A 21,402-nucleotide genomic window follows, 5' to 3' on the forward strand; every position below is an offset into this window, starting at 1 on the left:
TGCTGAGGGCTGCCTTCGGGCAGCGGAGTCGGCGGCCCCACGCGGCGGTACGCGGACACCGTCGGCGCCGCGCACCCTGGTCGACCAGCCCCTCATCCTACTTCCACCCCCTTTCGAGGGTTTTGGCCAGATCGGTGTTTTCCCGAGTCCCGTCTCTACGGGGTGTCGGGTCCGACGGGCAGGAGCAGGATGCGCGGCGGCTGGTCGTCGATCTCGAAGAAGTCCGGCAGGGGCGCCGTGCCCGCCAGGCGGAACGTCCGGACGAGCCGGGAACGGCGGGCGCGGCGGGTGTCGGAGACCGCGCCGTTGTAGAACGTGCGGGCCATGTGGACGCCCTTGGCGGCGGCCTCCACCTCGGTCAGGTGGGGCCGCAGCAGTTCGGAACGCTCGGCGGGCCCCGGAGATTCCAGTGCGGCGCGCAGCGTGCGCGAGAGCGCGCTCTCGGCCAGCTCGCGTTGCCGGTCGCGCGCCTCGCGTGCGGCCGCTGCGGCCCCGGGCAGGGCGCGCGTGGCGTCGGTGCCGTCGGCGGCGGCCAGCGCGGACGCGGCGGCCAGGCGCCGCTCCAGAGCGGCCTCCAGGGCCGCGCGGGCGGTGTCGACCCGGTGGTGCAGGCGGTGCAGGCGGGTGGCCCGCCACGAGAGGTAGAAGCCGAACAGCACCAGGGCCAGGAGGATGCCGACGACGGTGGCGGCGAAGAGGACGTCCTCGGTCAGGGCCGCTCACCCCGTTCCGCGAGGGCGGGGGCGGGTGTGCGCGGAACCGGCAGGGGCGTCCGGAGGGCGTTGTCCGGAAGGGACGTCCGGAGGGCAATGCCCGGGACGGGCGTCCGGAAGGCGATGCCCGAGACGGATGTCCGGAAGGCAGTGCCCGGAAGGGACGCGGCCAGGCGCGGCGCGCCCCCGGCGGACGCGTCCGCTCCGGCGACCGCGGTCACGTCGTCCCCCGGCGCAGCAGGGCGGTGGCCCGGGGTCCGTCGTCCGGGCACACCCCCGCGGAGCGGCCGTCCCCGTCCCACAGCAGGACGGTCTGGTAGACGTGGGCGACGTCGGCGGCCACGGTGTCCCAGTCGTAGGCGCGCACCGCGCGGCGGGCGGCGCGCGAGAGCTCGGCGCGCCGCCCGGGTGCGTCCAGCAGCGCACCGGCGCGTTCGGCCAGGTGGGCGGGGTCGCCCGCGGCGAACAGTTCCCCGGCGGCGCCACCGTCCAGGACCGCGGCGAAGGCGGGGATGTCGCTGGCCGCGATGGCCGCGCCGGAGGCCATCGCCTCGGTCAGCACGATGCCGAAGCTCTCCCCGCCCAGGTTGGGCGCGCAGAACACGTCGGCGGAGTGGTAGGCGCGCGCCTTGTCAGCGTCGTCCAGGCGCCCCAGCAGCACGACGCGTTCGCGCAGGTGCCCGGGGACGGTCTCCATGGCCGCCGAGGCGTCGCCGGGCCCGGCCACCATCAGGCGCAGGCCGGGGCGCTCGGGGGCCATGAGCACGAAGGACTCCAGCAGGACGCCCAGCCCCTTGCGGGGTTCGTCCAGGCGCCCCAGGAAACCGATCGAGCCGCCCTCGCCCGGCCAGCCGGGCAGGGGTTCGGCGTGCGCGAACCTGCGCACCGCCACCCCGTTGGGGATGAGCACGGCGTCCCCGCCCAGGTGTTCGACCAGGGTGCGCCGGGCGGCCTCGGACACGGCGATGCGGCCGTTGATCTTCTCCATCGCCGAACGCAGCGCCGGGGAGCTCACCGCCATCGCCCGCGACCGGGGGTTGGCGGTGTGGAAGGTGGCCACCACGGGACCGTCGGCCGCCCAGCACGCCAGCAGCGAGACGCTCGGCGCGGACGGCTCGTGGATGTGCAGGACGTCGAACTCCCCCTCGGCGATCCACCGGCGCACCCGCGAGGCGGCCCTGGGACCGAAGGTGAGCCGGGCCACCGAGCCGTTGTAGGGCACCGGGACCGGTCTTCCGGCGGGAACGAGGTAGTCGGGCAGGGCGCCGGTGTCCGCGTCACCCACCGGCGCCAGTACCGACACCTCGTGCCCCATGCCGGTGAGCGCCTCGGCGAGGTCGCCGACGTGCTGCTGCACCCCGCCTGGGACGTCCCAGGCGTAGGGGCAGACCAGGCCGACCCGCATGCCCACGGTCACCCGTTCCGTTCGTCTCGTCCGGGGGTCCTCTCCCCGCTGCCTTGGGGGGCCCCTACCCCGTTCGCCGCGGGGAACCCGCCCTCCACGGCCGGTACGGTGCCACCGTCCGGTCCGCCCGGTGCTGTGCCGTCACCCGTCCCCTCAGGCACGGCGGTCTCCGCGGTCCCCCCACGCACGGCGCGCTCGTGGTCGGCGCTGAACACCGGCTGGAGCATGTGCCAGTCCTCGGGGTGCTCGGCGATCGCCCCCTCGAAGACGCGGACCAGCTCCTGGGTCGTGGCCTGGACCCGCTCGGCGCGGGTGGTTCCCCCGGCGACGGGGATCTCGTCGTGGACCCGGATGTTCCAGTACGGGCCGTCGTACCACAGCGAGACCGGCATCAGGGCGGCGCCTGTGTTGAGGGCCAGCGCGGCGGGCCCCGCGGGCACGCGCGCACGCTCCCCGAAGAAGTCCACCTCCAGGCCGGTGCCGCTGATGTCGCGGTCGGCGAGCAGGCACACCAGGCCGCCCTCGCGCAGCCGCCGGGCCAGGGTGCCCACGGTGCCCGAGCCTCCGGTCAGCGGCAGCACCTCCATGCCCAGGGACTCGCGGTAGGCGGTGAAGCGCTGGAACAGGCTCTCGGGGCGCAGCCGCTGGGCGACGGTGGTCAGCGGGGTGCCCCTCAGGGCGATCCAGGCTCCGGCGTGGTCCCAGTTGCCCATGTGGGGCAGGGCGGCGACCACGCCGCGGCCCGACCGGACGTGCTTCTCCAGTACCTCGATCCCGGTGGCGCGGGTCCGGCCCAGGACGTACTCCTCGCTCATCGCGGGGAGGCGGAACATCTCGTAGTAGTAGCGCATGTAGGAGCGCATGCCCGCACGGGAGAGCGCGCGCAGCTGGGCGTCGGTGGCCCCGGGTCCGACCAGGCGCCTCAGGTTGCGCTCCAGGCCGCGTGTGCTCTCGTCGTGGGTGCGCCAGGAGCGGTCGGCCAGGCGTTGGAACACCGCCCGCCCCGCGCGCTCGGGCGTGCGGCGGATCATCGTCCACCCCGCCGTGTAGGCCAGGTCGGCCGTGCGTTCGTCCACGTCGTGTCCCCGTTCCCCCGTCTCCCTGTTTCCCGTGTGCTCAGGCTCCGCTGTTGGCGTCGCCGGTTCCCGCGGCGCCCTCGACGTAGTCGGGGTCGTTGAGGCGGGCGCGGGTCTCCACCAGGCGCTGGAGGACGGTGAGCAGGCTCATCGCGGCCAACAACCACAGGCCGCCCGCGAGGATGTAGGGCACGTCCAGGCCGCCGAGGCCCACGGCGACGAGGATGACCACCAGGCGCTCGGTGCGCTCGGCGACGCCGACGTCGCAGTTGACGCCCAGTCCCTCGGCGCGGGCCTTGATGTACGACACCATGAAGCCGCTGACCAGGCAGAAGAGGGTGAGTCCGGCGAGCAGGGGGTCGTCACCCTCACCGATGAACCACCACAGGAGCCCGGAGAGGATGGCGGCGTCGGCGACCCGGTCGAGGCTGGAGTCGAGGAAGGCGCCGAACGCGCTGGCGCTGTCACGGGCCCTGGCCACGGCCCCGTCGAGCATGTCGAAGAGCACGAAGACGGTGACGACGACCGACCCGGCGTACAGCTGTCCCTGCGGATAGAAGTACAGGGCGCTGACGACGACGCCGAGGGCGCCGACGATGGTGACGATGTTCGGTGTGAGGCCGAGGCGGGCCAGGCTCCGGCCGAGCGGAGTGGTGACCCGGGAGATCATGGGGCGAAGGATTCTCAGCATGTCTTCTTGGAATCGTAGGGCGGGAAGGGTCGCGGGGGTGGGAACCGCACCGGCGGGGACGGCTCGGGATGGGGACCGAACCGGCGGAGACGGCTCGGGATGGGGACCGAACCAGCGGAGACGGCTCGGGGGTCGGGTTGTGTGGGCTCAGGTGGGCTCAGGTGAGTTTGTGTGGGTTCGGGCGGCTCGGGTGGGCTCAGGTGGGTTTGGGTGGACTCGTGGAGGGACGGGGCGGCGTCCGGGGGCGTGTCGTGTGCTCCCGTAGGACGCGCCCTAGTCTCTGGGCCAGTGCGCGGCGACCTTGGCCCGGGTCTGCTCCAGCATCTCGGGCAGCACCTTGGTCCGGCCGATCACGGGCATGAAGTTGGCGTCGCCGCCCCAGCGGGGAACGATGTGCTGGTGCAGGTGGGCCGCGATCCCGGCACCGGCCGCGCCGCCGAGGTTCATGCCGACGTTGAAGCCCTGCGGCCCGTAGGCGGCGCCCAGCGCCCGGATGCCCGCCTGGGTGAGGGCGGCCACCTCGGCAGTCTCGTCCTCGTCCAGGGCGGTGTAGTCGGACACGTGGCGGTAGGGGCAGATCAGCAGGTGGCCGCTGTTGTAGGGGTAGAGGTTGAGGACCACGTAGGCCGACTTACCCCGGGCGACCACGAGGCCTTCAGGGTCGGACAGTCCGGGGGCGCGGCAGAAGGGACACCCGTCCTCGGGGCGCGAGCCGCTGGGCTTGCCCTCGCCTTTGATGTAGGCCATGCGGTGTGGCGTCCACAGCCGCTCCCAGCCGTCGGGGCTCCCCGTGCCCGTGCCGGGAGGGTCCATCGGAACGTCTCCGTGCTCGTTGTCGGCACCGCGCATGGCTCGTCCGTTTCCGTCGCCTGTCCGTACTCTCTCGCGTCTCCAGCATAGAAGCGCGATGGCGACCGCGGGTCGAACCCGCCCGGCCTGTGGACAACTCCGCGGGAACCGGTCGCGCCTGCCACGGCCGCCGGTGTGCCAACGCGCGGAGAGCGGCCGGAGTGCCCATCCGTCCGGGTGTCCGGGTGTCCGACCCAAGAGGTGAGGGTTGAGCCCTTCGACCGTGACCCGCCCCGACGGGTGACGGGTGAGAGGTCAGGGACCCTGGGAACGGCTACCCCGGGGAGGTGGAGGTGGAGCGTCCAGCGCACCGCCAGCCACACGGTTCGTGGTCGTCCGTCAGCCGGGTGCCTACGGGTGCGTGGTCGGGGGTGTGCTGACCGTCCTACGTCAACCCCGCTGCGTCCAGCACCGGCCCGGGCTCTACGGGTGCCCGGCGGGGGTTTCCTGGACGCTTTGTAGGATCGGCGCCTGTGAGCACACTCCGTCCCGCCGTTCCAGCGGACCTCGAAGCCCTCACCGTCTTCCTGCGCGGGGTCGACCTGACCCTGAGCGGACTCGACTCGCCGTCGGTGCGCCTGTGGATCGAACGGGACGCCGACGGGTCCGTCGCCGCCACGACCGGCTTCGAGCTCAGCGCCGACGGCCGCGACGCCCTCATCCGCAGCGTGGCCGTCCGGGAGGACCGGCGCCGTGCGGGCGCCGGGTCCGTGCTGGCCCGCCACGCGATCAGCCGGGCGGCCGGGTTGGGCGCGCGGCGGGCCTGGCTGTTCAGCCGCCGTTCGGGGCCCTTCTGGCGGGGGCTCGGCTTCGAGGAGGCCGACCGCCGCGAGCTGGCCCGCAGGCTCCCCGACACGCACCAGGTGCGCCTGTTCGTGGAAACGGGACAGCTGGACCGCGAGGTTGCCTGGCGGCGCCGGCTGCCCTAAGGCGGTTTCCTACGGCTCCAGCAGGGTGCGCAGGTGGCGCGGGGGCGGGCTGCCGTGGGCGAGCATCGCGTCGTGGCGCTCGCGCTCGGTGAGCCCGGTTCGGGCCAGGTCGCTCGCGATGTCGGAGACCTCGGTGTAGCCCACGTAGTAGGTGGACAGCTGGGCGCTGGTGAGCTGGGCGCGGCGCCACTTGCCGACGGCCTCGCCCTCCTCCTGGTGTCCGCGCTGGGTCATCAGGGAGATCGCTTCGGCCTCGGTGAGGTCTCCGGTGTGCAGGCGCACGTCCAGGATCGCGTTGATGATCATCCGCAGGCGCATCTTGAGCTGCACCAGGCGCAGGGCCAGGTCCTCGCGCCGGTCGCCGGACCAGCCGTGGCGGGCCAGCACCTCCTCGGCGTAGACCGCCCAGCCCTCCACGAAGGTGCCGCTCCACAGGACCCGGCCCACCCGGGTGCCGCCCTCGTGGCGGGCGGCGTGGGCGAGCTGGAGCGCGTGCCCCGGCACGGCCTCGTGGGCCATCAGGTTGCGCAGCATGCCCGCGTTGTACTCGCGGAAGAACGACTCCCGGCGCTCGGCGGGCCAGTCCTCGGGCGGCGGGGCCACCGCGACCAGGGTCGCCTGCTCCCCGGCCCGCGGGGCGAGGGGGCCGGGGGGCTCGCAGTAGGCCACCGACACCCCGCGGCGGGCCTCGGGCATCGGGACGATCCGGACGGGGTCGTCGTGGACCGTGACGACGTCCAGCGCGCGCACCCGCTCGTTCAGGTGCAGGAGGGCGTCGGCGCAGGCGGGGCGGACGGTGTCGGCGTCGGTGGCGCCCCGTGCGGCCAGCTCGGCGAGCGCCTCGGCCACCCCCTCGCGGCGGCGCGTCCCGCCCAGGTACTCGGCCGCCGTCTCGGCGATCGCCTCCTCCGTGGCGAGCAGGTCGCTCTCGGCACGCACCAGCAGCGCCTCGGGCGAGAGTTCGGAGTCGAGGGTGTACCAGAGCTGGGCGGCGAAGTCGCGCTCCCCCAGGCGGGGGTCGGCGGTGGCGGTCTCCAGCCGGTCCCGCAGCCAGGCCGCGTGCTCCTCCACGGCCGCCAGGGCGGCCTCGCGGGCCGGTTCCAGATTGGAGGGCGCTCCCGCGGCCAGGGCGGGCACGTCGGAGGCGAGCATGGCACGGGCCCCGGCCGCCTGGGCCAGGGCCGTCTCCACATGCACGCGGGGCATGCCGGAGCCCTCCGACAGGCGCGAGCGGGCGGTGGCGAGGTAGTCGGGCAGGGCCGCGCAGCGCGCGGCGAGCGCCGACAGGCGTTCGGGGAGGGGAAGGACCTCGCGCTCCACGAGAGCGTGCAGGACCTCGCCCGGCGAGTACAGCAGCGGGTCCCACGTGTGCGGGCGCAGTTCCGCGGTGTGCCACAGGTCGGCGCTGACGCGGGTCCGCAGCACCTCCAGGTCGACCCGGTCGCCGACGGGGACGAGGTCGGGGTCGATCTCGTCCAGGGAGCCGAGGGCGTCGGTGAGCACGGAGACGCGGCGCACGTCGGCCTCGGCGGAGTGGTCGGACAGGCGGGAGGCGCCACGGGTGTCGCCCAGTTCCAGCGCCCACTCGGGGGCGTCGTGGAGCAGGGAGTCGAGCACGCGCTCGGCCACCTCGCGGAACCGCCTGGTCATCGCCTCTGGGTCGGGCTGGGAGGAAGAGCTCATGGCGCCATGATGCCAGCACGGACGCCCGGTTCCCGTCCGACGGGAACCGGGCCGTGCTCTGTGCGGGACCCCGGCCCGGGTGGCCCTCCTAGCGCCAGGAGTTCTGGCCGCCCGTGGAAGTGGGCTGTCCGGCCGCGCCCTCGGGGTCCCCCACCGTGATGGCGTGCTCGACGAGGGTGATGAGCGTCGACTTGGTGGAGGCCTTGTCACGGGCGTCCACCTGGACGATCGGGATCTCCGGGCTGAGCGTCAGCGCGTCCCGGACCTCGTCGGCCGCGTGGGGGTAGTAGCCGTCGAACCCGTTGATCCCCACGATGAAGGGCAGACGCGCCTCCTCGAAGTAGTCGATCGCGGGGAAGCAGTCCGCCAGGCGGCGGGTGTCCACCAGCACGACGGCGCCGATGGCGCCCTTGACCAGGTCGTCCCACATGAACCAGAACCGGTGCTGTCCGGGGGTGCCGAACAGGTACAGGATCAGGTCGGAGTCGAGGGAGACGCGGCCGAAGTCCATCGCCACGGTGGTGGTCTGCTTGTCCGGCGTCTTTGCGAGGTCGTCCACCCCGACGCTGGCGCTGGTCATGACCGCCTCGGTGGTCAGCGGCACGATCTCGGAGACGGAGCCAACGAATGTCGTCTTCCCGACACCGAAGCCCCCGGCGACGACGATCTTGACCGACGTCATCGCGTTCCCCCCAGCACCGCCTTCCTCGGCTGGGCTAGAGCTTGCGAAGTCCACTGAGCACCCTTTCAAGCAGGTTGGTGTTGGGACGGGCGTCGTTGTTGAGCGAGGACCTGATCTGGACCAGTCCCTGCTCGGACATGTCCGCCACAAGCACCCGCGCCACACCGAGCGGCATCCGCAACAGCGCGGAGATCTCCGCCACGGAACGCCATTCCCGGCACAGGTCGCTGATCGCCTGCCATTCGGGCGTCAGCGTCCCAGACTCGTTGCGGGCCGCCGCGGTGGCCGAGATCAGGGCTTCCAGGGGAAGCTGCGACTTCGGCTTGGTGCGGCCCTTGGTCACCGCGTAGGGACGGACCAGAGAACTGGGCGCGCTCCCCGCAGCGGATCGTTGGTCGTACGGTTGTTGGATTGGTCGGGGAACATCTCCGCCGCCCGGAACCGCCGGCATTCCCCCCGTGGGGGGACCGCTCGGCTGTTGTCCGAACCACGAGGCGCTCCCGGCATCTCTACTGTGAGGTGCCACCACTTCCTCCTGTCGGTGGTGGTTCAGTGGATTCCCGAGGTGCGCGCCGTTGGTGTCAGCGCCCGCCCCGCCCGCTCGACGAGCAGGGTCATCTCGTACGCGACCAGACCCAGGTCGCTCTCAGCCGACGCCAGGACCGCGAGGCAGGAGCCGTCACTGATGGCCATGATGAGCATCAGCCCCCGCTCCATCTCCACGACGGTCTGGGCGACCGCTCCACCCTCGAACACCCGGGCAGCACCCTGCGTCAGGCTCGACAGGCCGGAGGCGATGGCCGCCAGCTGGTCGGCCCGGTCCGTGGGGAAGCCCGCCGACGAGGCCAACGGAAGGCCGTCAGAGGAGACGACGATCGCGTGGGCGACATCGGGGACACGGTCGGCAAAGTCAGTGATCAACCAGTTGAGTTCATTCACCTGTCGACTCATCTGATCTCCTGTCCAGTTTCGCCGGCTGGTCTCTGGGCACTGCTACCGCCGGCACGGCATGTGACAGCACTGCCTCTACGAACTGCCCGGCCCCTCCCGTGGGGGTGGCCGGGAGTCTGGTGTTCTGCTCTCGTCAAGCTGTGGGTAAGACGCGTCCGAGAAGCTCGGTAGATGCTATTGCATCCAGCCCCTGGGATTAAGGGGGACCCCGTCCCGCCGGGTTCCACTGAGGTCACCTCTCCGCCGGGCCTTCCCCGAGCCGGTCCCTGCCCTCGCGGACGCCCTTCTGGAAGCCCGAGAAGCGGTTGCGGACGCGGTCCGCGCTGCGTGCGGGCATCTGCTTGAAGTTCTCCGGCTTGGGCGCCGTCCCCGGAACAAGGTTTGCCTTGGGAACGCGTTTTGGCAAGCCCGAGGTGGTCAGCCCGTCCGCCTGGGGCTCCGCGGCGGTGCGCGCGGCCTTCCAGCCGCGGTCGGCCGCGGAGGTCCACCCTTGGTCGGAGCGGGTCCCCTGGGCGGGACGGGACGCCTGGTCGGTGCTGGCCGGGGAGCGCTGCTCCTGGGCCGCCGGGACCTGCTGGATCGGGCCGGTCTCGGTCGTGTCCACCGTGGGGCCGCCGCTGCGGCGCTTGAACCAGTTGGACTCGATCGCGTCGAAGATCGGCAGCGAGTCGCTCTCCTCACCCGACGGGGTGGGCGGCACGACGGTGTTGTTCGGCCCCTGGGCGCCACCGTAGCGGCGGGAGAGGTAGGCGGTCGAGCCGTACCCCTCGCGGGAGTCGATGCCCCCGGAGCGCCAGTTTCCGCCGTCCTGGGACGAGGGGACCGCCGGGAAGGTCTCGGTGTTGTCGTCGCGCTCCCTGGCGGCGGGACGCTCGTGGGCGCCGGTGTCGCGGCCTCCGAAGGCGTGGCCCGCGCCGTTGTCGGAGGAGGCTCCGGTGTGGCCGCCCGACTGCGCGCCGGTGTTGCCGAACGCGTCGTAGGACTCGTTCGCCGTGGGGCGGAACGCACCGGTGTCGGTGGCGGGGCGGCGGAACTCGCCCGTGTCACCGGTGGGGCGGCGGAAGGACCCCGTGTCGGAGGGCCTGCTGAAGGACCCGGTGTCCGACGAGCGGCCCACGGAGCCGCCGCCGAAGGAGTCTCCGCGGGGGCTCGGGTCGAAGAAGTTGCGTCCGCCGCTCTCGGGCTGCGGGCGCTGGGGCTCGTCGTCCTCGGAGGCGTCGTAGGGGTCGACGACGGGTCGGCCGTTGGCGCCGCCGGAGGAGGCGCCGGTGGTCCCGGCTCCCCTGGTGGTGTCCCACACCGAACCGGTGCTGGTGTTGCCCCACAGGTCCTGCCCGCTGGGCGGGTGCTCCTCGGGGTGGGATCCGGTGGGCTGGCGCCTGGGCAGGCCGCCCAGGTCGCCCGGGACGCTGCCGCTCTCCTGGGTCTGCCAGGGGTCGTTCGGCTCGACGGGCGCCGGGGTGGAGGCGAAGGCCGCCTCGGCGTCGGCGTAGGTGTTGGGCGCGCCCGAGGTGAGCTCGGGACGGCTGTCCGCGCCGCCCAGGGCGTGCTGGCCCTCGACCGGGGTGATCAGCAGGTCCGGCGGGAAGATGACGTGCGCGGTGGTTCCGCCGCCGTGCGCCTCCTCCAGGCGCAGCCTGACGCCGTGGCGGTGGGCCAGGCGCGAGACCACGAACAGGCCCATGCGGCGCGAGACCGCGACGTCGATGACCGGCGGGGCGGCCAGGCGGGCGTTGATCCCCGCCATGTCCTCCGGCGCCATGCCGATGCCGCTGTCGGTGACGTCGACCTGGACGCCGCCGTTGTCGAGGGTCTTGGCGCTGACCAGGACCTCGGTGTCGTGCGGAGAGAACGAGGTGGCGTTCTCCACCAGCTCGGCGACCAGGTGGATGACGTCGTTGACGGGGCGGCCGAGCACCGAGATGTGGGAGGGGGCGCGCACGTTGACGCGCTCGTACTGCTCGACCTCGGAGACGGCGCCGCGCAGGACGTCGACCAGCGGGACGGGCTGGGCCCACTTGCGGGTGTTGTCCTGGCCGGACAGGACCAGCAGGTTCTCGTTGTTGCGGCGCATGCGCGTGGCGAGGTGGTCCAGCTGGAACAGGTCGGAGAGGCGGTCGGCGTCCTGCTCGGACTGCTCCAGGCCGTCGATGAGGCGCAGCTGCCGTTCCACCAGGGTCTGGCTGCGGCGGGACAGGTTGACGAACATCGCGTTGACGTTGCTGCGCAGCGCGGCCTCGTCGGAGGCCAGGGTGAGCGCGACGCGGTGGACGTCGTCGAAGGCGCGGGCCACCTCGCCGATCTCGTCGTGGGTGTCGACCTCGATCGGGGTGACCTTGACGTTCTCGGGGACCGTCCCGGCCTCCTGCATCCGGTTGATCGCGTCGGGCAGGTCGCGCTCGGCGACCCGGCGCGCGCCGTCCTCCAGGGAGCGCAGGGGACGCACCAGGGAGCGGACCACGAGGGAGGTGAGGACGAAGACCGCCAGGAGCACGGCCGCGACGACGAGGAGGTCGACCAGGGCGCGGCCCATGGCCTCGTCGCGCAGGGTGTTGGCATCGGCGGCGATGCCCTGGGCGATGCCCTCCTCGACCGTCTGGAGGCGTCCCAGGGCCACGTCGGCGATCTCGCGGTAGTCCTCGGGGCCGTCGTTGGCGGTCACACCGGTGAGGTCGTCGCCGCGGTCGGCGCGGTACATCACGCGCATGCGCATCGTGGAGACCTGGCTGACCTCCAGACCGGTGAAGTTGTCGTCGAAGATCTGCCGCTGCTCCTCGGAGGCGGCCTGGACGAAGTTGGAGATCTCGCTCTCGTAGCGGGCGCGCGCGGAGTCGATGGCCTCGGCGATACCGCCGGTCATCGTGTTGCGGGCCAGGGAGTGGCCCATCAGCGCGGTCTCGTAGGAGAGCTGGTCCCGGGCGGTGGACAGCGCGGTCAGCGTGCGCACGCTCTCGCGCAGGTCGGTGTCGCCGGTCTCGTCCGCCATCGTCTGGTTGAACTCGGCCAGCGAGCGGGTGATCGTGCGGTACTTGGTGACCACCGGCAGGACGGTGATACGGGTCTCGTCGACCTCGGTGCGCAGGGCGTCCACCGTGGAGAGCTGGCTGCGCATGCTGGACAGGCGGCTCGCGGCGGTCTCGGTGTCCACCTCGCCCATGTCGTCCAGGCGTGCGGTGAGGGTCTGCTGGAGGTCGCGGGAGGCGTCGCGCTCCTCCTCCATTCGCTGGCGCAGCTCGTCCGAGCGCCGCGCGGGGTCGGCGTTGTCGGAGATGTAGACCGCGCTGGCGCTGCGCTCGTGGCCCAGCTGGTTGGCCAGCTCCACGATGAGAACGCCGACCTCGGCGCGGTCCTGGATGTGCGCGTGGGTGACGGTGGAGGCCGCCGCCTCGTAGACCCGCAGGCCGCCGAGCGCCAGGGCCACCGCGGTGGGGATGACGATGAGGGCCACCAGTCGGGAGCGCACCCGCCAGTTACGTGGCCGCCACCAGTCGGCTCTGCGCTTGGGCGTGGCATCGGCATGTTCGGCCTGCGCTGCCTCGCTCTGCGCGCCGGCCCCGTTTTTCGTCGCTCGTGTCGACACGGACCCTCGCAACCTTTCGTGTCACCGCTTCGAGCGGCTGATTGGACCCCAGGGGTCGACCGCTCCAACCGAAGGCTCTTCGGGGAAATCGGCACAGACCACGAGGTCCACCGAGCCGGAAGCGGCGGGAATGTGGGGAGATGTGAAGACTGTCCGCTGGACTCGCCTGGGATGAGAGGAGCCGCGCACCCGAAGACCTCCGTAGGTGCGCGTGCGGTGGATAGCGTACCAATGGGCGCGAAGGACTCGCTTCGGCGGTTTGACGGCGATCGGCGGGATCTTCTTCCCCTGACCGGTACATAATGCCTGTCATTCTCGGCATTATGGCCGATGTGCCAGGTCAGGGATAGCGTCCGAAACCATCCTGGGACTGAGGTAACTTTTTGGACACACCGCCAGCTTCCCCACCAACACCCCACTGACATGACATCGTGACAAGACGGTAGACGCAGGTCCCGGGGAGGAAGCGGAAATGCGTACCTCGTCATGTCCTGGATCACACACGCTCGGTGACAACGCGAAAGCGAAGGGTTCCATCCGCAGGAAAACCCGCGGACCCTCCGTACGCGCCTTTTCGGTCAGTACCGCGCTTCCGGCCGGCCTCGCGGTACTGCTCTGCCTCTCCACCGCCGCGCCCGGGGCCGCCTCCGACGGCGGCGACTCGGCGGGGACCGCGCTGGGGAACGTGCGGGTGGAACTGGCCGCGCTGCGCGCGGGCATGGAGACGCTGCGCCAGGAGGCGTCGGAGAAGATCGAGCACTACGAGGCCGAGCGCGAACGCCTCACCGAGCTGACCGAACGCAGCCGCGAGGCGGAGGAGCGCGCGGGGGAGGCCGACGAGCGCGGCGAGACGGCCCGCCTGGCCGCCGCCCGCCAGGCCGCCACCGCCTACAAGGGCGGCGGGCTGGGCATGGTCAACGCCTGGGCCGGGCCCGAGGGGCCCACCGGGATGCTCGAACGGGGCGCCTACCTGGCCCTGCTCGGTTCGCACCGGGAGGCCGACGTGGGCCGCGCCGAGGCCGCGCGGGTGGCCACCGACACCCTCGCCGGGATCGCCGAGACCGCGCGGACGGAGCAGGCCGAGGCGGTCGGGGACGCCAGGAGCGCCCGGGAGGACGCGGTGGAGGCCGTGGCCGACCAGGAGTCGGCACTGGAGGACCTGCTGGAGGAGCAGACCCGGCTGGAGGCCCGGCTGGCGGAGGTGCGCGACGCCGAGGCCGCGGAGAGGCGGCGCGAGGAGGCGCTGCGCGACGCGCGGGCCGCGAACTCCTCCGGGGGATCGGCGGAGGACGAAAAAGACAACAATGGCCATTGGCACAATGTCGAAAAGGACGGCGGGGAGGGGATTCCCATCGCGGAAAGCGCCGACCACGGGTGCACCGGGGGCGTCGCGGCCGCCCACGCCAACGGGCGGATCCCGGAGTCGGTGCTGTGCCCCCTGCCCCAGCCCGGCGAGCGGCTGCGCTCCGACGCGGCCGAGGCCTTCATCGAACTCGACGGCGACTACCGCGAGGCGTTCGGACGGCCGATGTGCGTGGCCGACTCCTACCGGCCCTACCACGAGCAGGTGCGCCTGTTCCAGGAGATGGTGCCCGGCATGGCCGCCCGGCCCGGGACGAGCCAGCACGGCCTGGGCCTGGCCGTGGACCTGTGCGGCGGCGTGAACAGCCTCGGCACCGCCGAGCACCAGTGGATGCTGGCCCACGCGCCCGCCCACGGCTGGCACAACCCGCCCTGGGCCCGCGGCGGCTTCGAACCCTGGCACTGGGAGTTCACGCCGTAGGGCCGTGACCACGAAGGTTCGCCGCGTCCCCCTCCGCCGTGATCTTGTGCTCATAGCGAGGTTCGAGCGCCGACATCGGCTATAAGTACAAGATCATCGCAGGTCAGAGCCCTCATGACACACCAGCAACGTTTCTGGCCAGTCCACCAGGGAGCGCGGCGGTCGCGGTCAGACCTGGGAGCCGACACGGACCTCGAAGGTACCCAGGACGTCGGCGTCCACGAAAAGCTCGTCGTCGGTCTCCAGCGGCGGGGTCGCCACCGGCAGCAGCGCGCGCACCCGCCCCGAGCCCGACACCAGCCACTCGTGCGCCGGGTCCACCAGGCCGCGGCCCAGCTCCCCCTCCTCCACCGAGGCGCTCACGCCCAGCGGCTCCCCCGGCACCTCGTCGGCGGTGGTCAGCACCGGTCCCAGGGTCAGCTGCACCGGCTGCCCCGCGCCGTCCAGCCACAGGCAGGCGGGCGTGTAGGCGCTCACCGGCGCCCCTCCCCCGGCGACGGCGGCCACGCCCACGCGGGCCGAACGCGCCCGGGGCGGCACGGCGTCGTCCGAGCCCCGCACCAGCTCCGGGGGGACCTGCCAGACCTCGTCGCCCGCCCGGACCGACACCGGCTCCGCAGGGACCAGCGGGGCGCACATGCGCGCCTCCGGCTCGACGATGATCTCGATCGGCTCGGCGACGGCGCGTTCGTGGGCCCCGGCCAGGACGTCACCGCCCGCCTCCAGCAGGTCGGCGAGGCGGACGGGGTCGGGGCTGCCCAGCACGTCGCCGTCGTCCAGGGCTCCGACGCGCTCGCTGCCGCCGCTCGGCGACAGATAGGTCACCCAGCGCATGTGCTTCTCCTTGTCCACCGCGGAAGGGGCGGCGTGCCCCCGCTCAGAGGGCGGCGGTGGGGCTGTGCTCCTTGCCCGTGCCCGCACACCCGCGGCAGGGCTCGTCGACGCGGAGCCAGACGATCACCCCGCTGCCGTCGCGGTGCGGCCGCTCGGGCCGCCACCAGCCCGTGCCGGAGCAGAACCGGCAGTCGACGCCGTCCTGCTCACACCATCCGCACGAGGAAATCGCACACCGGCTGTGTGTCGGTTCCCGCTCCATGCGCTCCCACCGTCTCCCGCGAAATCGCGACCAGCCTCGCACAGTCACCGCGCCGCGTCCACCCGGGAGGGCGTGAACGGGCGGGTCAGAGCGCTGCGGGGCGGTACGTGCGCGGGTCCCGGCGACGCCGGGACGCCCCGCGGCTCAGCCGGTCTCGCGGACGACCAGGTGGGTGCCGAGCATGACGGTCTCGGCCTCCGTCGTGCGCGGGATCGCCACGTCCACCAGGAGCCGCGCCATCTCCTGTCCCATCTGCACCGTGGGCTGGTGGATGGTGGTCAGCGGCGGGTCGCTGTGCTGGGCCATGACGGTGTCGTCGTAGCCCACCAGGGCCACGTCCCCGGGCACGCTCAGGCCGCGTGCGCGCAGCACCCGCAGTCCGCCGAGCGCCATCATGTCGGAGGCCGCGAACACCGCGTCGGGCTCCAGCCCGGTGTCCAGGAGCCGCTCCATCGCCTCGGCTCCCCCCTCCACGCTGAAGTCGCCCTGTACGACGAGCCTGTCGTCGACCTCCAGCCCTGCGGCGGCCATGACCTCGCGGTAGCCGCGCAGGCGCTCCACACCGGCGTTCATGTCCAGGGGGCCGGTGATGGCGGCCACCCGTCGGCATCCGCGCTCTAGGAGGTGGCGGATGGCCATCCGTGCCCCGCCGATGTTGTCGATGTCGACGCAGTAGGGCGCGGGCTGTTCGGGTGAGTGCGGGCGACCGCCGTGGACGACCGGCACCCCGGCCTCGTCCAGACGGGCCGAGAGCGGGTTGTCGCTGTGCAGGGAGATCAGCAGCGCCCCGTCCACGTGGAAGCCGCTGAGGTAGTCGCCCACGCGCTTGTGCTCGGCCTCGGTCCGGGCCGTGGTGAGCATGAGCTGGAGGTCGCGCTCGTGCAGGACCGAGCTCACACCGCGGATGATGTCGGCGAAGAAGGGGTCGGAGAACAGCCGGTCCCGGGGCTCGGAGACGACCAGCGCGATCGTGTCGGTGCGCCTGGTGACCAGGGTGCGCGCGGCCTGGTTCGGGCTGTAGCCGAGTTCGGCGATCGCGGCGTGCACGGCCTCCCGGGTGCGGGGACTCACCTGCGCGGACCCGTTGATCACCCGCGAGACGGTCCCTCGTCCGACCCCGGCGCGCTGCGCCACCATCTCCAGGGTCGGACGCTTCCGACCACCACCGATCTTGGCCACTTCGAGGCTCCCTCTGGGATCGTGTCCCGCCGCCCCGGGGCTGCTTCCCCGGGGCGGCGGCGTGTGCGACGGGCATCCACGGTCATACCCGCCCGGAACGACTGTGTGGGGTGCCCTTGGGGACACCCCACGATCCTTCCGCGGTTCGCCGGACCGCCGCCGCGTGCGCGGTGGCGGTCCGGCGCGATGCGGGACGTGCTCGGCGGACGCCTACCCCGCAACGCGACGGGCAGCGTACGCCGGACGCGTCCTAACGCTCGGGGAACTGCCCCGTCTTGGCCAGTTCGGCGTACCAGTGACCGCTGTCCTTGATGGTCCTGCACTGCGTCTCGTAGTCGACGTGCACGATGCCGAACCGGCGGGAGTATCCCCACGCCCACTCGAAATTATCCAGGAGCGACCAGGCGAAGTAACCGCGCAGGGGCACTCCGGCCAGGACGGCCTCCTTGGCCGCCCTCAGGTGGCCCTCGTAGTAGTCGATCCGGTCGGTGTCGTTGACCTCGCCGTTCTCGGTGACGGTGTCCTCGAAGGCGCACCCGTTCTCGGTGACGTAGAGGTCGATGCCACCGCTCTCCCCGGCCAGGCGGGCGAGCACGTCGTACAGGCCGGTGGGGTCGATCTCCCAGCCCATGTGCGTGACGGGCAGCCCCTGTGAGACGTGCACCTCCTCGGGCTCGGCACCGAGCCAGGCGCCGCCCTCACCGCTGACCAGCGCCGGGTCCAGGCCCTTGGCGGAGGCGGCGACGAACTCGGGCGAGTAGTAGTTGACGCCCAGGAAGTCCATGGGGGCGGAGGTGATGTCCAGGTCGCCGTCCTGGATGAAGGAGAAGTCGCTGACGTCGGCGAGGTCCTCCCTGACGTCCGCGGGGTAGCGGCCCTTGAGCAGGGGGTCGGTGAAGATGCGGTTGCGCACGCCGTCGGCGCGACGGGCGGCGCGGGCGTCCGCGGCGCTGGGGCCGTGGGGCCGGACGACCGCCTGGTTGTGGGCGAGGCCGACCCGGGCGGGGTGCCCGGTGGAGCGGATCGCCTCGACCGCCAGGCCGTGGCCCAGCAGCAGGTGGTGGGCGGCGGCCAGGGCCGCGGCCGGGTCCTTGTGGCCCGGCGCGTGGTGGCCGTTCTCGTAGCCGAGGAACGCCGAGCACCAGGGCTCGTTGATGGTCATCCAGTTGCTGACGCGGTCACCGAGGGCCTCGGCGACGACCTGGGCGTAGTCGCGGAAGCGGTAGGCGGTGTCGCGGTGGGGCCAACCTCCCGCGTCCTCCAGCGGCTGGGGCAGGTCCCAGTGGTAGAGGGTCGCCCAGGGCTGGATCCCGGCCCCCAGGAGGGTGTCCACCAGGCGGTCGTAGAAGTCGATCCCGGCCTGGTTCACGGCGCCGGTGCCCTCGGGGATGATCCGCGGCCAGGCGACGGAGAAGCGGTACGCGCCCAGGTTGAGCTGGCTCATGAGCGCGACGTCGTCGGCGTAGCGGTGGTAGTGGTCGTCGGCGGGGTCGCCGGTGTCTCCGCCCAGGACCTTGCCGGGTGTCTCGGCGAAGGTGTCCCAGATGCTGCGGCCTCGGCCGTCGGCGGTCGTGGCGCCTTCGATCTGGAACGAGGCGGTGGCCGCCCCCCAGAGGAAGCCCTCAGGGAAATCGTTGCGGTTGTTCACTGCTGGTGTACGCACCTTCCATGACGAGGGGACATCGTTTGGGAGCGCTCCCATAAAAGAAACAGAGAAGTACCTTGATGTCAATCAACAGCCTTCGCACCGCAATCCAAACGTTACGGGAAAGCGGTGGTGGCGACGGTTCCGGGGCGCCCCGTAACCGGCTCCGCACCGTGTCGCGGCGGCCGCGCGGCGGGATCCCGCGGCGCGGCCCGCACGGCCGCCCGACGCCACCCTCAGGTGCCCTCACCGCCGACGGGGACCACGACGCCCTGCCAGCGCTCCTCCATGAACGCGCGCACCTCGTCGCTGTGCAGGAGTTCGTCGAGCCGGACGATCTCCTCGTCGCCGATGTCGTGCGTGGGCACCACCAGCCCGTTGGCGTAGGGGTTGTCCTCGGTCTCCTCCCAGGCCAGCACGTTGGCGGTGGAGACCAGGTCGGCCTCCAGGGCGTAGTTGCCGTTGACGACCGCCGCGTCCAGGTCCTGGAGCGAGCGCGGCAGCTGGGCCGCCTCCACCGGCGTGATCGTGACGTCGAGCGGGTTGTCCTCGACGTCGTCGACCGAGGGCGCCTCGTCGCCCGTGTCGGCCAGGGTGATGACGCCCTCGGTGTCGAGCAGGTCCAGGGCCCGGCCCATGTTGGAGGTGTCGTTGGGCACGCCGATCTGCGCGCCCTCGGGCAGGTCCGCCAGGTCGGTCAGCTCCTGGGAGTAGACGCCGAAGGCCTCCAGGTGCACGTCCGTCACGTAGCTCAGGTCCGCGTCCGGGTTGCCCTGGAGGTACTCCTCCAGGAACGGCCGCGTCTGGTAGTAGTTGGCGTGCAGTTCGCCCTCGGCCAGCGCCGCGTTGGGCTGGTTGTAGTCGGTGTACACGGACACGTCCAGGGCCAGGCCCGCGTCGGCCGCCAGGTTCTCGTCGACGAACTCCAGGATCTCGGCGTGCGGCGTCGGTGTGGCGCCGATCCTCAGGACGGTCACGTCCTCCCCGCCGGTCTCCTCCTGGGCCCGCTCGCTGGGGCTGCCGCAGGCCGCCAGCAGCACCGCCGCCGTCGCCGCGGCAGCGGTGCCCCGCGCCGCGCGCCTCCTCGTGTCTCCGGTCATCGCCGTCTCCCTCCGTGCCGTCAGGACAACTCGTGGGGGGGAGGGGGTTGGTCTGTGTGTACCCGGTCGCGTCAGCGCCGCGCCAGGCGGCGCACCAGCAGGTCGCCCAGGCTCTGCGCGATCTGCACGATGACGATGAGCAGGATGACGGTGGCCCACAGGTAGTGATCGTTGAAGCGCTGGTAGCCCTCACGGATGGCCAGGTCGCCCAGGCCGCCGCCGCCGATGGCGCCGGCCATCGCCGAGTAGGAGATGAGGGTGACCACGGTCATCACCAGGCCCGCGATGAGTCCGGGCATGGCCTCGGGCAGCATCACCTTGCCCACGATGGTGACGCGGCGGGTGCCCATGGCGTGCGCGGCCTCGACGACCCCGCGGTCCACCTCGCGCAGGGAGGTCTCCACCAGGCGGGCGAAGAAGGGGATCGCGCCGATGCTCAGGGGCACGATCGCGGCCGTGGGGCCCAGGGTGGTGCCCACCAGGAGGCGGGTCAGGGCGAGCACCGCCACCATCAGGACGATGAACGGCAGCGAGCGGCCGATGTTGACGACGGCGCTGAGCACGGCGCGCACGGCGGGGGCGGGGATGAGCCCGCCCCGGTCGGTAGCCACCAGCAGCACGCCCAGCGGCAGGCCGAACAGGACGCTGACGACGGTGGCCCACCACACCATGTAGACGGTGTCCAGGGTGCCCAGCCACAGGTCGGGCCACATCGCGGGCCAGGCCTGGACGAACGCGACGACGGCGTCCCAGGGACCGGTTGCCCCGGCAGCGGCGGCGAGGTGGAGGACGTCGGCGGGGTTGGTGCTCACTTGCGGGCCTCCTCGACCAGCAGGCCGTGCTCGGACAGGTAGGCGAGCGCCTGGTCGCGGCGGTCGCCGCGCAGGTCCACGCTCAGGCGGCCCACGGACTGCCCGGCGACCTCCTCCACGCCGCCGCCCAGGATGTTGACGTCCACGTCGAAGCGGCGGGTGAGCTCGGACATGAGCGGCTCGTCGAAGGAGCGCGGGTAGGTGACGTAGACCGTGTCGGGTCCGCCGTGCGCGGGCAGCGGGAAGAGCGAGCGCGCCAGCAGCGAACCGGGGGTGCCGATGAGGTCGAGCACCCGGCCCGACTCCAGGAACGCGCCGTTCTCCATGATCGCCGCGGAGTCGCAGATCCGCTTGATCACGTCCATCTCGTGGGTGATCAGCAGGATGGTCAGGCCCAGCTCGTCGCGCAGGCGGCGCAGCAGGGCGAGGATGGCGTCGGTGGTGGCCGGGTCGAGCGCGGAGGTGGCCTCGTCGCTGAGCAGCACCTTGGGGTCGGAGGCCAGCGCGCGGGCGATGCCCACCCGCTGCTTCTGACCGCCGGAGAGCTGGGAGGGGTAGGCGCGCGCCTTGTCCCCCAGGCCCACGAGTTCGAGGAGTTCGCCCACGCGCCTCCTGCGGCGGGCGCGGTCGACGCCGGAGACCTCCATGGGGAAGGCCACGTTGCCCGCGACGGTGCGCGAGGACAGCAGGGCGAAGTGCTGGTGCACCATGCCGATGCGGCGGCGGGCCACTCGCAGCCGCGCGCCGCGCAGCGCGGTGAGCTCCTCGCCGACGACCCGGACCGTGCCGGCGTCGGGGCGCTCCAGGAGGTTGACCGAGCGCAACAGGGTGCTCTTGCCCGCGCCGCTCTGGCCCACGACACCGAAGATCTCGCCGGGCTCGACGTGCAGGTCGACCCCGTCCAGGGCGGTCACCCGGTGCTTCTTCAACCTGTAGGCCTTGTGGAGGCCCACTGCGTCAATCACGGTGTTCCCATCGACGTCTGGCGGTGGTGTGGCGCCCGGCGGGGATCCGGCACGGGCCCGTCGCCCGCGTTCGAGCGTACGGAGCGCCCCGCGGGCGCGGGCGACGGCGCGCCGGTGGTCGGGCGGGCGCCGACAGCGGTGGCGCGCCCGCGCGGGGCGGCTGGTTCGGGGACGCGCCGCCCCGGCGGCGGTCTCCCCTACTCCCCGGTGTCCGGGGGCTGCGGGCGGGTCCACGGGACCGGGCGGACACGACAGCGTCCGCC

At 72.5% G+C, this 21,402-nt stretch carries 19 protein-coding genes; 2 read left to right on the forward strand and 17 right to left on the reverse strand.

Annotation, left to right across the window (positions count from 1 at the left end):
• Window positions 1-155: 155 nt before the first annotated feature.
• From ACSIH6_RS01920 to ACSIH6_RS01940, 5 genes are all read right to left on the reverse strand, one after another.
• A complete protein-coding gene (locus ACSIH6_RS01920; RefSeq protein WP_435105906.1) occupies window positions 156-659 on the reverse strand; it encodes a hypothetical protein in 504 nt (167 codons plus the stop codon).
• A gap of 271 nt (window positions 660-930) precedes the next feature.
• Window positions 931-2,130: a glycosyltransferase family 4 protein gene (locus ACSIH6_RS01925; protein WP_435105908.1), complete on the reverse strand. Its 1,200-nt coding sequence runs from the start codon at window positions 2,128-2,130 to the stop codon at window positions 931-933.
• On the reverse strand, window positions 2,127-3,194 hold the full coding sequence (locus ACSIH6_RS01930) for a phosphatidylinositol mannoside acyltransferase (protein ID WP_435105911.1): 1,068 nt from the start codon (window positions 3,192-3,194) through the stop codon (window positions 2,127-2,129). The genes ACSIH6_RS01925 and ACSIH6_RS01930 overlap by 4 nt, the downstream gene beginning before the upstream one ends.
• A gap of 40 nt (window positions 3,195-3,234) precedes the next feature.
• Window positions 3,235-3,864: a phosphatidylinositol phosphate synthase gene (gene pgsA, locus ACSIH6_RS01935; RefSeq protein WP_435105994.1), complete on the reverse strand. Its 630-nt coding sequence runs from the start codon at window positions 3,862-3,864 to the stop codon at window positions 3,235-3,237.
• A 294-nt stretch (window positions 3,865-4,158) separates the two neighbouring features.
• The gene (locus tag ACSIH6_RS01940; protein ID WP_435105913.1) at window positions 4,159-4,734 is read right to left on the reverse strand and encodes an HIT family protein; all 576 of its coding nucleotides are present in this window, start codon (window positions 4,732-4,734) and stop codon (window positions 4,159-4,161) included.
• Between the two features lie 473 nt (window positions 4,735-5,207).
• On the opposite strand from ACSIH6_RS01940, the gene ACSIH6_RS01945 reads away from it, so the two are divergent.
• Entirely contained in the window at window positions 5,208-5,663 is a 456-nt protein-coding gene (locus ACSIH6_RS01945) for a GNAT family N-acetyltransferase (protein WP_435105915.1), read from the forward strand.
• A gap of 9 nt (window positions 5,664-5,672) precedes the next feature.
• On the opposite strand, the gene ACSIH6_RS01950 is transcribed toward ACSIH6_RS01945, so the two are convergent.
• The 5 genes from ACSIH6_RS01950 to ACSIH6_RS01970 all read right to left on the reverse strand — a co-directional run bounded on the left by ACSIH6_RS01950 (window position 5,673) and on the right by ACSIH6_RS01970 (window position 12,442).
• A complete protein-coding gene (locus ACSIH6_RS01950) occupies window positions 5,673-7,313 on the reverse strand; it encodes a DUF885 domain-containing protein (RefSeq protein ID WP_435105996.1) in 1,641 nt (546 codons plus the stop codon).
• 121 nt (window positions 7,314-7,434) lie between these two features.
• Window positions 7,435-8,028 carry a GTP-binding protein gene (locus ACSIH6_RS01955; protein ID WP_017565656.1) on the reverse strand — a complete coding sequence of 198 codons (594 nt, stop codon included), beginning with the start codon at window positions 8,026-8,028 and terminating at the stop codon, window positions 7,435-7,437.
• A gap of 34 nt (window positions 8,029-8,062) precedes the next feature.
• Window positions 8,063-8,479: a DUF742 domain-containing protein gene (locus tag ACSIH6_RS01960; protein ID WP_223839293.1), complete on the reverse strand. Its 417-nt coding sequence runs from the start codon at window positions 8,477-8,479 to the stop codon at window positions 8,063-8,065.
• A gap of 98 nt (window positions 8,480-8,577) precedes the next feature.
• Window positions 8,578-8,979 (reverse strand): roadblock/LC7 domain-containing protein, encoded by a 402-nt coding sequence (locus ACSIH6_RS01965; protein ID WP_017565654.1) that lies wholly within the window; start codon window positions 8,977-8,979, stop codon window positions 8,578-8,580.
• Between the two features lie 232 nt (window positions 8,980-9,211).
• On the reverse strand, window positions 9,212-12,442 hold the full coding sequence (locus tag ACSIH6_RS01970) for a sensor histidine kinase (RefSeq protein ID WP_435105918.1): 3,231 nt from the start codon (window positions 12,440-12,442) through the stop codon (window positions 9,212-9,214).
• A gap of 589 nt (window positions 12,443-13,031) precedes the next feature.
• Here ACSIH6_RS01970 and ACSIH6_RS01975 point away from each other — a divergent pair.
• Window positions 13,032-14,342: a D-alanyl-D-alanine carboxypeptidase family protein gene (locus ACSIH6_RS01975; RefSeq protein ID WP_435105921.1), complete on the forward strand. Its 1,311-nt coding sequence runs from the start codon at window positions 13,032-13,034 to the stop codon at window positions 14,340-14,342.
• 168 nt (window positions 14,343-14,510) lie between these two features.
• Here ACSIH6_RS01975 and ACSIH6_RS01980 read toward each other — a convergent pair whose 3' ends face one another.
• The 7 genes from ACSIH6_RS01980 to ACSIH6_RS02010 form a co-directional block, all read right to left on the reverse strand.
• On the reverse strand, window positions 14,511-15,176 hold the full coding sequence (locus ACSIH6_RS01980) for a hypothetical protein (protein ID WP_435105923.1): 666 nt from the start codon (window positions 15,174-15,176) through the stop codon (window positions 14,511-14,513).
• Window positions 15,177-15,219: 43 nt separating this feature from the next.
• The gene (locus ACSIH6_RS01985) at window positions 15,220-15,438 is read right to left on the reverse strand and encodes a hypothetical protein (RefSeq protein ID WP_017565651.1); all 219 of its coding nucleotides are present in this window, start codon (window positions 15,436-15,438) and stop codon (window positions 15,220-15,222) included.
• Window positions 15,439-15,582: 144 nt separating this feature from the next.
• Window positions 15,583-16,617, reverse strand: coding sequence for a LacI family DNA-binding transcriptional regulator (locus tag ACSIH6_RS01990; RefSeq protein ID WP_435105925.1), 1,035 nt, complete (start codon window positions 16,615-16,617; stop codon window positions 15,583-15,585).
• A 250-nt stretch (window positions 16,618-16,867) separates the two neighbouring features.
• The gene (locus tag ACSIH6_RS01995) at window positions 16,868-18,265 is read right to left on the reverse strand and encodes a GH1 family beta-glucosidase (protein WP_435105928.1); all 1,398 of its coding nucleotides are present in this window, start codon (window positions 18,263-18,265) and stop codon (window positions 16,868-16,870) included.
• 233 nt (window positions 18,266-18,498) lie between these two features.
• Complete coding sequence (locus ACSIH6_RS02000) at window positions 18,499-19,362, reverse strand: MetQ/NlpA family ABC transporter substrate-binding protein (protein ID WP_435105930.1); 864 nt, start codon at window positions 19,360-19,362, stop codon at window positions 18,499-18,501.
• Between the two features lie 71 nt (window positions 19,363-19,433).
• Complete coding sequence (locus tag ACSIH6_RS02005; RefSeq protein ID WP_435105932.1) at window positions 19,434-20,174, reverse strand: methionine ABC transporter permease; 741 nt, start codon at window positions 20,172-20,174, stop codon at window positions 19,434-19,436.
• A complete protein-coding gene (locus tag ACSIH6_RS02010; RefSeq protein ID WP_435105998.1) occupies window positions 20,171-21,127 on the reverse strand; it encodes a methionine ABC transporter ATP-binding protein in 957 nt (318 codons plus the stop codon). Before ACSIH6_RS02010 ends, ACSIH6_RS02005 begins: the two co-directional genes overlap by 4 nt.
• Between the last annotated feature and the right edge of the window lie 275 nt (window positions 21,128-21,402).

It is taken from the genome of Nocardiopsis synnemataformans, from assembly GCF_965343085.1.
Classification (GTDB): domain Bacteria; phylum Actinomycetota; class Actinomycetes; order Streptosporangiales; family Streptosporangiaceae; genus Nocardiopsis; species Nocardiopsis alborubida.